Raw genomic sequence first — 11,782 nt, forward strand, 5'->3', positions numbered from 1 at the left:
CCTATCCGCCATTATTAGTTCCGTTAAATTTGACAGGGAGCATTGCCTGTGATTGTCTTTTCCCAACTTTGGAGAATAATGAGGCATGGGATGAAAAAGTTGATTTTGTTACCGCTGATAGTTGGATTGGCCGCGTGCAATACAGCGCGGGATGATCGGACCTATAGCTGCGAGCAATTACAAATCGAATATAATTCAAAAACCGAAGAGGCCATTCGGAAATATTCCGGCGGTCAAGCATTGAGCGGCGAGGGAAATGCACTGCTCGATCAGAATGAACAGACTAAATCACTCGCCGACCGTAAAGGCTGCAAAACCCAGTTCTGGACCGAACAGCCTGAAAGGGTTTTTTAGCCTTCGGCAGGAAAATCGCCTACAACTGCAACATTGTATCGCAAGGAATTTGGCTGCGACAATTATTTGACAGTCCCATCGGCATATGGTTCCCTTTTAGACCACTTTTCTTATTTGAGGGAACATAATGAAAAAGCTGATGATTTTGCCGCTACTCCTGGCTGTTGCCGCCTGCACCACCCCCCGCGATGACCGGACCTATAGCTGCGAGCAATTGAGTGCCGAATATGCGGAGAATACGAAATCCGCCATTGGCAAATTTGGTCAGGGAAAGGCGATGTTTGGTGAAGGCAATGGCCTGCTTGACATGAACGTTGGCGTTAAGGCACGTGCAGACCGCAAAGGCTGCGATACAAAATTATGGCCTGCCCAACCGGATTCCATGTTCTAGTATCCGTATGCCGGAATAACATCCCGGAATAATCAGGCGGCCGATGAAGGCATCGGTCGCCATTGACCTTATTCGTGCGATGACTCTAAGGTGATCGGAAGATCTTCCCTCTTTGCGAACAGGAGACATAAGAATGCCGAAACAGGCACAGCTGGACCATGCGGTCATCAATGTTGGTTTTGACATGGATCAGGCCGCTCAGATTTTTTCAAACCTCGGATTTCACCTGACGGAGCGCGGATATCATTCCCTCGGGTCCATCAATCATCTGATGATGTTTGGCACCGACTATCTGGAACTGATCGGCCTGCCGGCGGAAAGTAAAGGGAGCCCCGCCGGGCGGCCGGATATTGCCAATGCTCCGCCAGGGTTGAACGGCCTTGTTTTCAAGACCGACAGCGCGCAAGGTAATCTGGATATTCTTGAGACATTGGGCATTGCCGCGGGACCAACCAAATCCTTTACCCGCCCGGTCAGCCTGCCAGACGGTGAGGTAGAGGCCAGCTTCACCACGACCCATGTCAAAGGCGGGACATTTCCGGGTGGCCGCGTTTATTTCTGTGAACATCATACGCCTGACGTTGTCTGGCGGCCGGAGTGGCAAGACCATGCCAACGGCGCCCAGGCCATTACTGATTTTGTTATCGCCTCAACCTCACCCGATCAGGAAGCGGGGAAATTTTCCGCCCTGCTCGAGACTGAAATCAAGCAGGATGGAGAGGTCAGGACACTCGTAATGGACGGTGCCACTTTGACTATTCTGTCCCCGGAGGCGTACGGGGCAAGGTTCGGTGCCCTCGCCTGTTCCCTCAATGGCAGAGCGTCAATTTTCGGCGCATTGAAAATTCGCACGCGCAGTCTTGATGCCGTCAGACAGGTTCTGACTGAGCTGAAAACACCCCTCCCCATGGAGGATAACCAGACCCGTATTCTCATCCATGAGCCGACCTTCGATAGTCTGTTCGAATTCACGGAATAGTCATATTTCACGCCCACATAAAGATCGACCTATCTAACCAACGGAGATCATAATGGGAATTCAACAAGCCATCCGCATCAACAGCATGTCCCTTGACGAATGGCAGGCCCGCGTCGACCTGGCTGCCTGCTATCGCCTGATCGCCCATTTCGGCATGGATGACCTGATTTACACTCATATCTCCGCCAGGATCCCCGGGCCAGAGGACCATTTTCTGCTCAACCCGTTTGGCTTGCTGTATGAGGAAGTCACCGCTTCCAATCTGGTTAAGGTGGATTTGAACGGAACGATCATTGATCCGGCGGAAGAGGAGATTAACCCCGCCGGCTTTATTATCCATTCCTGCGTGCATGAAGCCCGCACCGATATTGCCTGTGTGATCCATACCCATACGGTTGCCGGTGTGGGGGTTGCCGCGCAAAGTGAGGGGCTTCTGCCCCTCAGCCAGACAGCCCTGCTCTATACCGGCCTGATCGGATATCATGAGTATGAGGGGCTTGCCCTCAATCCCGAAGAGCAGGCCCGACTGCTCGCCGATCTGGGAGATGACAAACAAATATTATTCCTGCGCAATCATGGCCTGCTCACCTGCGGGCGCAGTATCCCGGAGGCCTTTATCATGATGTATTACATTGAGCAGGCCTGCCGCATGCAAATCGCCGCGCAAGCGGGCAACGGCCTCCATCTGCCGTCAAAGGATGTCCAGGACCTGGCCCATGCGCAAGCCATGACCGGCCTCGGCGCCCCCATCGGTTCCCGCGAGTTCGCGGCGCTCAAGCGCCGGCTCGACAGGCTTGGCGCCGACTACGCCCGGTGATATGATCGCCCTTCACTAGAATCCGGGACGGCCCGAGCAGGCGCTTGTCATGTCCTGTTGGGGGGCTTGAAATTTTACGCAGATCCATGACGTCCCGATTGAGAGACTTTGCCCATGGGACGACAACGCCGCTGGCCTCCATCTTCGGCAGCGGCTTTTTGGTTATCGTCGCCGTTCTCGCTGATTCTGTCGGTCCCTACGCCCTGCCCGCCATGGCCGGAATCTGTCTTGTCGCTTACGGCGTTGGCGCCATTATCCGCTTCAATATCCGGCATGCGGAACCGGTGCTGGACGCCGGAAACGCCACCGGCCTGACATCCATATTCGAGCGTATCGCCGATATTGCCCTGGTGCCCGCCTATATCATTTCCGTCACCCTTTATATTCGCATTCTGGCTTCCTACGGCCTGGGCTTTCTGGGCAGTAACACGGAGTATAACCAGCGGGCCCTGACCACCGCTATTATCCTGTTTATCCTCTTTATCGGCGTCACCAAGGGCCTGCGCGTGCTGGAGGGACTGGAACGCTGGGCCCTGATCACCACCATGGCCATCATAGCCCTGATGATCGCCGCCTTTTTTGTCCATGATATGGGCGTGCTGGTCACGGGTGAGCTGACCCTGCCCGACCTCACGGACCCGTCATTATGGCAGATCGTCACCGTCTTGGGCGGGACCTTGATCGTCGTCCAGGGGTTTGAGACGACCCGCTATCTGGGCGACGAGTTTGACGCCCCGACCCGCATCAAGGCCAGCCGCAATGCGCAATTCCTGTCAACCGGGGTTTACATCCTGTTTGTTGCCCTGGCGACACCCATTATGTATACCTTGCCCGACGACGTGGCGGATAACGCCCTGATGGATCTGGCCGGGACCGTCGCCGTCTGGTTGCCCCTGCCGCTGGTGATCGCGGCAATTTTCAGCCAGTTCAGCGCCGCCACCGCCGATACCATCGGCGCGTCGGGCAATATGCTGGAATTCACCCGCCACAGGATCCCGGTCCGCCTCACCTATCTGATCATCTGCGGCTTTGCCGTGCTTCTCACCTGGTCCGCGGATACCTTTGAAATCCTCACCCTGGCCTCGCGCGCCTTCGCCTTTTACTACTTTATGCAATGCCTTGTGGCGTTCAGCGTGGCACAGACGAACAAACAGCGGATCCTGTTCCTGCTGGCCGCCGCCGGATTGCTCTTTATCACGATTTTCGCCGTGCCCGTGGGTTAGGGTTTCAACCCTGATCCGGCGCCTTGCCATCGCGGTAGGGGGTCAGCAGGGCGTAGCACATATCATGGATCGGGGTTGGTACGCCAAGACGTTTTCCTTCCGTGCAAAGCCAGCCCACCGTGCTGTCAATTTCCAGCGGCTTGCCGCGCTCCAGGTCCTCCAGCATGGAGGCCCGGGTGCCGGGATCCGCATGGGTCTGGCAAAATGCCACTTGCTTTTGTGCTATATCGCTGGAAATGGCCACACCTTTGCGCATGCCGACGGCGCAGACTTCCAGCATGGCCTGCAGGAATAATTCCTGCATTTCCGGATTAACGATCCATTGGCCCACTGACATCCGGGTCAGGCAGCCGATAATATGAAACGGCGCCAGCACGACAAATTTTTCCCAGACTGCCGGCAGTGGCTCGTCCAGCGCTTTCAGCTCCAGCCCGACCGCCTGCAGGGCCGCGGCCAGTTCATGATGCAAGGTCATATCCCGCGGCGTATAGGGGCCGAACACCGATCGCGTCACCTTGCCCGTATGCCGCAGCTGGCCCGGCGCATCAATAACCGCCGGAATATAGGTAATCCCGGCCGATACCCGATGCTCGCCGAACAGCTCCACCAGCAGTTCAACCCCGGACAGGCCATTTTGAAAGCTGATAATCTCCGTCTCCGGCCCGATCATCGGCCACATATCCTCGGCGGCCTTGGCCGTGTCCTGTCCCTTCACCGTGAAGACAACCGCATCCATCAAACCCAGCGCTTCCGCCTTGTCGGAAACGCCCTCGAATTTCACCGTGATATCGCCCGTATCGGAATGGATTGACACTCCCTCCGATGCCAGCACCTCAAGGTTTTTGCCCCGGGCCAGGACATATACGTCATACCCGGCGGATACCAGTTTCGCCCCAAAGAAGCCGCCAATGGCGCCCGCGCCCACAATCCCGATTTTTTTTGCCATCTCACGCAGACTCCACAGCACGGCGGCGGGCATAATTCTCAGCCGGCCACAACGCTTCCTGATCATAGTAAATATCAAACACCGCCGCCTCATTGCTCAAATCAACCCAGGGCAGCTTGGACCGGGTGAAGATATGAACATCCGGCGGCATTCGCGATGGCTCCTCCAGGGTCCCGACACGGAGATAGCGCAGGGCCGGCTTGCGGCCATAGTCACTCCACATCGCCGTCTGGCAATTGCTGCAATGATAGATATCATGGGGCCCGCCGCTTTGGGTCGGCACGGAGACGGGAGTCAGATCACCGCTTTTTATCTGAATATGCGCCGTCTCGATCAACGCGTTCATGACAAAGGCGCTGCCGGTCAATCGCTGGCATTCCGTGCAATGACAACAATGCACGAACATTGGCGGCGCCGTCATTTCATATTGTACTGCACCGCAAGCGCAGCTTCCTGGATAGGTCTCGGACATTGTGGATCTCCTGATACGGGTGGCTACGGTAGGAAATTATCCCGCCAACGGCAAGCGTCAAAACCGGCCAGGCCTGGAATCAGGCCGGATCAACAATAACAACACCAAGAGATGTCCGATAAAGAAAGGACACAAAGGTGATCGTCACCGCCAGAACAAACGGGGCAATCACAAAGCTGGACGTCACGAAAAGGACCATATCCCCGAGATCCGGATGCCGGAGGGCAATCACTATACCGGGCAGATAAAGCAGAACTGAAATCCCGACAATGGCGACAAGACCCAGAAAAATTGTCCCGATCAACGGAACAAGGATGTCCAGGATACGCCGGACAAAGAGACCAATCTGAAGCGGCTGATCAAGGGCAATGGCGGGAAACAGGAAGATAAAGGGCAGAAAGCAAAGATAGACCGCGGCAATGATCACGAACACGGAGCTGACCGATTTAACGCCAACCGCACTGACAAGACTGCCCCCCAGAAGATAACTGATCACGACAAACCCCAGAAGCGCGGCGGCAAATTTTATTTCGCGAAGCCCGAAGGCAAGGCCAAATCCCATCTCCCCCCGCAAATCGGGGCGCAGGACATATCGATGCCAGAAAACGGCGAAAATCGCGTAAATAAGTTCCTTCATCACCAGCGAGAAATATTCGGCGGCCGCGAGAAGACTGCTTTCCAGATAGGTCATGATGCCGGTAAGCAAAATGACCGGCACCGCTCTGATCAGGCAGGGCCAGCGGTGCGCCAGCACAAAGCGGAACGCATCGAATAAACAAATAGTGGGCCTCACCTCGCCGATCATCCTGTCTCCTTCACGTGGAAAATAGGCGACAGAGACTAAAGTTCGGTTAATTCGCGGTTCTCGGTAAATCCAAGGGCATCCAAACTAGCATTCTTTGATACTAAGCCTGGATTCCAATGAGGCTTCACAATGCTTTTTCTTGTAATATTCAGCCTTTTCAACATCACTGGCCACCCCGCCATGGCCGATGTAGTAAATATTGGAAAGAACAAGGCAACTCTTGTCATAATTTGCCTCACACCCGGCATTCAGATATGCCAGTGACTTATTTTGATCTCCCTTATTTTTTCGGGTCGGGAGCAACATTAACCCCAATTTATGACAGGCTTCGCCGACGTTCCCCCCAAGGCAGGCACGATCAAAAAAGAAGGCGGCTTTGGGTAAATTCTCGCGCGTGTCCTTGCCTTTTAAATACCTGTCACCTTGAACCTTACAGCTCTCATAATCTCCTTCATAACACTGATATTCAAATTCAGATTCATACAAAGATCTACTCGTATCCCTGCCCGCCGCGACGTCATCAAACAGCCGTTTTCCCTTGCAGCCGTCTTCGTCTCCGCGAAGGCAGGCCGTGTTATAGAGAGCTTGGGCTTTTTCAATATCCTCAGGCGTCGGGTCTTTACGGAGCATATGTAACTTCGCGGCCGAGTTACATCCACGGGTGATGCCGCCGCTACAGGCTTTTTCATGGTAAAAAATCGATTTATCTACGTCTTTTGGGATTTCGAAAATCCCGGAATAAAAGAGCGCCGCATACATGCAGGCTTCATTTTGATTGAGGCCACAGGCTTTGATGGACAGGGCCAGGGCTTTTTCATGGTCTTCTTCTACACCCCTCCCTCTGGCATAGCTCCCCGATAACACATGACAGGCATATCCATCCCCGGCATCGCATTTCACCGTATTGTCACGGATAGGATTGGCAACATTGCTAACAGTATTTGTCGTGACACAAGATGCCAACAAGATCGTAAAAAGAACACAAAGAAAAAACCGCAACACGAAAAACTCCCAATCACAAATACTATTTTTAAGAGTATAATAGGAAATTTTAAGGACAAGCTCAAGCGCAAAATACGCTGTCTGAAATGTTGAAAATAATCAGATTTTGGTGGAATGCAGGATGGTGATTGTCAGAAGTTATGGTTAATAAACATAGTTAATTTTTATGGTTAATTATTTAGTCTTACAGCTTAAAAACGGTAATAAGGGCTCCAAAATTTGCCAAAAAAATATGGTTAATAATTATAGTTAATTATTATGGTTAATTTTCGTTTACCATAAAAAAACGGCGACCCGAAAGCCGCCGTCTTGTTGTCCCTATGATCGCCCTGTTAGGCTTGCGTCAATTTATTTTTACGACGACGGCTCAAGAGGCCGAGGCCGAGAAGTGCGGCACCGAACAGCGGCAAGGCTGCGGGGATCGGTACAACGGAAATCACTGTGTTATAGACACGGAGATTACTCCAGTCCTTAGGCGACAAGTCCGCGAAAAAGCTTTCCTGAATGTCTTCAAAGTACCAGGCCATGGCATATTGGCCGGTATGAAGATAATAAACCTGGCCTTCGATTTTCGTCTCGAAATTCTTGCCCGACGTAATAGTGTCAATCTGCCCGACCAAAGTCAGGGCTTCGCCAAACCAGTCAGAGGATTCAAGAACCGTCTCTACAGCGCCAGGGCTCTGGTTAGGAAATGCTTTTGACGATTTTGGTGAATAAGAAAACTGGGATTTGCTGAAACCCGATGAGACGGAAAGTTCCGACCAGTTATCTTCGGGGCTACCGTCAAAGGTTGCTTGCCAGTCGGCAGCATCCTTGAAATCACCGCTGGGGTCGCCGCGGCCGTTATTGTTATAGCATTGGCCCCCACCTGCAGCATCCGGGCAGGTAAAAGTCGCCGCTGTCGCGGAATTGGATGCACCAAGCAACAGGCTCGCGCCGATCACGGCGGCGGCACCAAAGCCCAATACCTTAAGTTTCAAAGAAGTTATGTTGGTGGACATAATGCCCCTCCCATCAATAAAAATATAAATTACGCAATATTATGTAAAAAATACGCAACGACTAAACTTGGCGAATACCAATATCAATCAAACAGGTATTCTGAATTTATTAACGCTTATTTAACTAAAATTTTAAATGAATTCAAAGTAATATTTTTGACTGCAATTAACAGTAATTGCTTGAATCCAAACATTTATATGAGAAAAAACTCACTAAAACAGCCAATAATTATGGTTAATTTTTTGAACTTCCTACCAAAATCCCTGAAATTCCTGCTCTCAAATCATGGGCATAAATACCGTAATAGAAGGTAATCGAAGCCGAATCGAAGGTTTAATCCTACACTCGCTGCTTGATTCTTCCTCACCCATATCCCCAGATATACGGGTTTTCAAACCTCCCTATGCCGGCGTCAGGCACAAAAAAGGCGGCCATTGGGCCACCTCGTGTCTTGCCGGGATCTCTTCCGGGCAATTTTATAGGGGCTGACGCGTCAGCTCTTGTTTTTGATCAGGTCAAGTATCTTGATCGTCCCACTGGTTTCGATGGTTTGTGCGTCGGTGATATGCTGATCGCATCCGGTGGTCAGGCCCGTTCCGCAAGTTGTCGCGTTTAACAATGTCATGCCGCCAATGATCACCGCGACACCCAGACCAAGTACTTTGAGTTTCAAAGAAATAAAATTAACTGACATCGGCCCCTCCCGAAAAAATTTATACACATCCATACCGCTTTAACGACCCATCTTCTATGACGCCGGTTACAAAATGACCTCAAATCAGGTCCTTTTCACCGGTATGACCCAGTTTAACGAGTAATAAGGCAGAAATAAGGTGCCGATTGGCCTTTTTACGCATCAATGGATTGAACCTGGCAGTTTCCCTGCTACTCTGGCGTCATGGAACTCTATCTCACCCTTATCCTCGTCAGCCTCGGGCTGGTGCTGGTCCCCGGACCCAATGTGGCGTTGATCATTGCCAATGCCATGCGCTATGGCACGCGATACGGCCTTTGTACCGTTGCCGGGACCACATGCGGCATCGCCCTGCAGCTTGCCCTGGTGGTTGTCGGAATTGGCGCCCTGCTTGATTTTGCCGCCAATGTCCTGATCTGGGTGAAATGGGCGGGCGTGCTCTATATGGTGTATCTGGGATTTCGGACCTGGCTCACCTCACCCGAAGACCTGTCCCTGATCACGGCGCGCAAAGCCCCGGCCCTCACCCTTTATTGGCAGGGTCTGGGCATCGCCGTCCTTAATCCCAAGACCCTGATTTTCAACGCGGCCTTCCTGCCGCAATTTGTCGCGCCGGGCGGCAGCTACGCCTGGCAGCTCGCCGTCGTCTCCGCCATCTTCCTGACCACGGTCACCATCGGCGATTCCATCTGGGCGGTGTTTGCCGGAGCCTTGCGCCCGGTCATGCTGAAATTCCAGCGCCTGCGCAACCGGGTCACCGGCCTTTTTTTTGTCGCCGCCGGTATCGGCCTCGCCTTGAGTGACCAGCGGAAATAGCCCCCTCACCCCTCATCCAGAAAGCCGCGCATGCCGGATCGTTGTGGGGTGAAATCCAGCTCAAACAGGTCCTCGCGCGTCGCCACCGTGGGTCCGTCTTCCATGGCACCGGCTTTTGCCTGCAGGGATTGAACATCACGCCACACCGCGCCCTTGACCACATCGAGCAACGGGGCATTGTCATTGGCCGCCTCTTCGGGGTCCGATGCGGCAAGAAGCCCGATCTCCGCCTCGCCCCGCGGAATGATGGCATCGGGCCCTCTGTCCGGATCTGTGCTTTCCTTGTGCTTATATTTCAAACTCATGCTTCCCCCTCTGTGGTTTCGCTGATTAGGATGTTGAGAAATACCGATGTTTTTTGCCTGAAACACCGCTTACATAAGCCGCCATGCCATGCCCGAACGTGCTCAGGCGGACAGCACGACCGGCATGGACATATGCCTCCGTCTGTTGCCGATCACCTCTGCGAACGGACCCGCGAAACGGCAGGCGCGACAGAAAATCCCCGCGATTGACATAGCGGGTGATCCGCACGTGAGACGTGATGTTTTTGGCAAAAACCTTATTGCCGATGCGCGGACAGGCAAAGGCGTGAACCCGCTTTGCCAACAGGAACCGGGCCGCCAGAACCGCCAGGGCGGCGCCCATGGAATGCCCGGTGAGGATAACATTTTCCCCGTTGATCCGCTCCCGCCGGAGGGCCGCCACCAATTGCCACATGGCCTGGTGATAGCCCTCATGCACCAGCCCGGGCCCCATCCAGGGCACCAGATCCGTAGACATATTGGCTCGATAGGGACCGGAGCCTGAGCGCGAAAAAGCGCTGCCCCGAAAGGCGATGACCGTCAGGGCCCCGCGCCGGCCAATCCAGGCGAAATGCGAATTCCGCCTCACCGCCCGGTAGCTGAACCCCAGTTTGCGGGCCGCTGCCGCCCCCTCATCCAGATAGGCGATTTTCGCGCAAAGAGCCGCTTCAACCGGTGTCATCCGTCGTCCGCATTTTTGTTGTGGCCGACATTTCCGGCGATCAGATTGACATAGTGAAACAACCTGTCCATTGCCTGATTGTCCCAGCGGGTCGGTGTCAGGGCACTGATGATGGTTGCCAGGGTCACCAGAAGGGTCAGAACCTCGAACGCCAGCAAGATGGCGCCTTCCAGCAGTGACGGGGTCAAATACATGGCCAAATTCTCCTTGATTTTGCCTTAAGGGGTAAAGGGTTTGAACATCTGGCCGAACCAGGCGGCAAATGTTGTTAACGTGACAAGGACGCCGCCTGTGATACCGGCAAGTTTCAAGGCGCCCCGGCCCATGCTCACCTGCAGGGTCAGCAATTTCACATCGTCGCGCAGTTCCACCATATCCAGATGCAGGTTTTCCACCCGCGCCCGCAGGGCTCCGATTTCCTGTTCAAGCCTGTCCATCAACGTCTCCTGAATATCTAAAGAGGGGATTACCCGGCGGCGAGAAGACTGAACCAGCAACTGTCATGGACCAGAACCTGCCGGTTGGCACCGGAGTTCTGCCAAACGGCCACCTCAAAATAATCCCCGGCGGTTACCGGCAGAACCGGCGACATGACCGTTTGCATGGTGACACCGGCAACTGCCGCCGTCCGGCTGAAAGCCCGCCCGGCATATGTGTTGGCGCCATTTTTATAAATCTGCACTTCGCGGAAATTGGCGCTGTTGTTGTCCCAGCGGATTTGCGCTGTCAGCTGAACTTTCGGAACGCCGGGCGGGATGGTCAGCCGGCTGCCGGTTGCGTTTGGATCATGGAAGCTGTCCGTATCATAAGCGGCCGCCTGCCAGTCCAGAATTTGTACCGATCCCGTCGCCACTGTCTGATCCAGGGTTTTACTCACCAGCGCCCCGCCAGGGCTGGTGCCGCCGCTGCTGGCCCCTCCCGTAACGGAATGATCACTGAGGGCCAGAACATTGCGGCCATCGCAATAGAATAACCGGGTTTGTGTATCCAGCACCTGACCGGAGGCGCCCTTGCCGGTTTGAACCGTTGCGCTCTGGCCGCTCCTGTTGGTGATCATGAAGGGACGGCGAAATGCGGGTATCGTCACCGTAAAAGCGGCGCCGGGTGTCCCGCCAATCCCCTGATGCCAGGCGCGACGGAAATCCGCTGCGGAAAGAGAGAAATCTCCCGCCGTTGCATCATGACCGGAAATATCCTCGCACAGAGCCTTTTCCAGCAGGGCATCGGCATCATTGGAGGTGACGTAAGCCAGCGCCTGGCTTTCGGCGATTTGCGGTAAGTCCAGTTGGGACAT

At 54.0% G+C, this 11,782-nt stretch carries 17 protein-coding genes; 6 read left to right on the forward strand and 11 right to left on the reverse strand.

What is annotated here, in order from left to right:
* Positions 1-90: 90 nt before the first annotated feature.
* From NBZ79_RS12060 to NBZ79_RS12080, 5 genes are all read left to right on the forward strand, one after another.
* Complete coding sequence (locus tag NBZ79_RS12060; RefSeq protein ID WP_251932680.1) at positions 91-354, forward strand: hypothetical protein; 264 nt, start codon at positions 91-93, stop codon at positions 352-354.
* Positions 355-481: 127 nt separating this feature from the next.
* Complete coding sequence (locus NBZ79_RS12065) at positions 482-745, forward strand: hypothetical protein (RefSeq protein ID WP_251932681.1); 264 nt, start codon at positions 482-484, stop codon at positions 743-745.
* Between the two features lie 133 nt (positions 746-878).
* A complete protein-coding gene (locus NBZ79_RS12070; RefSeq protein WP_251932682.1) occupies positions 879-1,724 on the forward strand; it encodes a VOC family protein in 846 nt (281 codons plus the stop codon).
* 52 nt (positions 1,725-1,776) lie between these two features.
* Positions 1,777-2,541 (forward strand): class II aldolase/adducin family protein, encoded by a 765-nt coding sequence (locus NBZ79_RS12075; protein WP_251932683.1) that lies wholly within the window; start codon positions 1,777-1,779, stop codon positions 2,539-2,541.
* A gap of 86 nt (positions 2,542-2,627) precedes the next feature.
* Positions 2,628-3,764: an APC family permease gene (locus tag NBZ79_RS12080; RefSeq protein ID WP_251932684.1), complete on the forward strand. Its 1,137-nt coding sequence runs from the start codon at positions 2,628-2,630 to the stop codon at positions 3,762-3,764.
* A 4-nt stretch (positions 3,765-3,768) separates the two neighbouring features.
* Here the strand turns inward: NBZ79_RS12080 and NBZ79_RS12085 are convergent, their stop codons facing one another.
* The 6 genes from NBZ79_RS12085 to NBZ79_RS12110 all read right to left on the reverse strand — a co-directional run bounded on the left by NBZ79_RS12085 (position 3,769) and on the right by NBZ79_RS12110 (position 8,685).
* Positions 3,769-4,710 (reverse strand): ketopantoate reductase family protein, encoded by a 942-nt coding sequence (locus tag NBZ79_RS12085; RefSeq protein WP_251932685.1) that lies wholly within the window; start codon positions 4,708-4,710, stop codon positions 3,769-3,771.
* A 1-nt stretch (position 4,711) separates the two neighbouring features.
* On the reverse strand, positions 4,712-5,182 hold the full coding sequence (locus NBZ79_RS12090; protein ID WP_251932686.1) for a GFA family protein: 471 nt from the start codon (positions 5,180-5,182) through the stop codon (positions 4,712-4,714).
* Between the two features lie 79 nt (positions 5,183-5,261).
* Positions 5,262-5,987 carry a hypothetical protein gene (locus NBZ79_RS12095; protein ID WP_251932687.1) on the reverse strand — a complete coding sequence of 242 codons (726 nt, stop codon included), beginning with the start codon at positions 5,985-5,987 and terminating at the stop codon, positions 5,262-5,264.
* Positions 5,988-6,071: 84 nt separating this feature from the next.
* Positions 6,072-6,989, reverse strand: a complete 918-nt coding sequence (locus NBZ79_RS12100) for a tetratricopeptide repeat protein (protein ID WP_251932688.1) — start codon at positions 6,987-6,989, stop codon at positions 6,072-6,074.
* 332 nt (positions 6,990-7,321) lie between these two features.
* On the reverse strand, positions 7,322-7,990 hold the full coding sequence (locus NBZ79_RS12105; protein WP_251932689.1) for a hypothetical protein: 669 nt from the start codon (positions 7,988-7,990) through the stop codon (positions 7,322-7,324).
* A gap of 494 nt (positions 7,991-8,484) precedes the next feature.
* Positions 8,485-8,685: a hypothetical protein gene (locus NBZ79_RS12110; protein WP_251932690.1), complete on the reverse strand. Its 201-nt coding sequence runs from the start codon at positions 8,683-8,685 to the stop codon at positions 8,485-8,487.
* 204 nt (positions 8,686-8,889) lie between these two features.
* Here NBZ79_RS12110 and NBZ79_RS12115 point away from each other — a divergent pair, with 204 nt between their 5' ends.
* Positions 8,890-9,501 (forward strand): LysE family translocator, encoded by a 612-nt coding sequence (locus NBZ79_RS12115; RefSeq protein WP_251932691.1) that lies wholly within the window; start codon positions 8,890-8,892, stop codon positions 9,499-9,501.
* 5 nt (positions 9,502-9,506) lie between these two features.
* On the opposite strand, the gene NBZ79_RS12120 is transcribed toward NBZ79_RS12115, so the two are convergent.
* Genes NBZ79_RS12120 through NBZ79_RS12140 form a run of 5 tightly spaced genes read right to left on the reverse strand, consistent with a single transcriptional unit; the run spans position 9,507 to position 11,782 of the window.
* Positions 9,507-9,806 carry a hypothetical protein gene (locus NBZ79_RS12120; RefSeq protein WP_251932692.1) on the reverse strand — a complete coding sequence of 100 codons (300 nt, stop codon included), beginning with the start codon at positions 9,804-9,806 and terminating at the stop codon, positions 9,507-9,509.
* A 25-nt stretch (positions 9,807-9,831) separates the two neighbouring features.
* Positions 9,832-10,488, reverse strand: coding sequence for a lipase family protein (locus NBZ79_RS12125; RefSeq protein WP_251932693.1), 657 nt, complete (start codon positions 10,486-10,488; stop codon positions 9,832-9,834).
* Complete coding sequence (locus tag NBZ79_RS12130) at positions 10,485-10,682, reverse strand: hypothetical protein (RefSeq protein WP_251932694.1); 198 nt, start codon at positions 10,680-10,682, stop codon at positions 10,485-10,487. The genes NBZ79_RS12125 and NBZ79_RS12130 overlap by 4 nt, the downstream gene beginning before the upstream one ends.
* A 24-nt stretch (positions 10,683-10,706) precedes the next feature.
* Positions 10,707-10,925, reverse strand: a complete 219-nt coding sequence (locus tag NBZ79_RS12135; protein WP_251932695.1) for a hypothetical protein — start codon at positions 10,923-10,925, stop codon at positions 10,707-10,709.
* 29 nt (positions 10,926-10,954) lie between these two features.
* On the reverse strand, positions 10,955-11,782 hold the full coding sequence (locus NBZ79_RS12140; protein WP_251932696.1) for a hypothetical protein: 828 nt from the start codon (positions 11,780-11,782) through the stop codon (positions 10,955-10,957).

Source organism: Sneathiella marina (assembly GCF_023746535.1).
Taxonomy (GTDB): domain Bacteria; phylum Pseudomonadota; class Alphaproteobacteria; order Sneathiellales; family Sneathiellaceae; genus Sneathiella; species Sneathiella marina.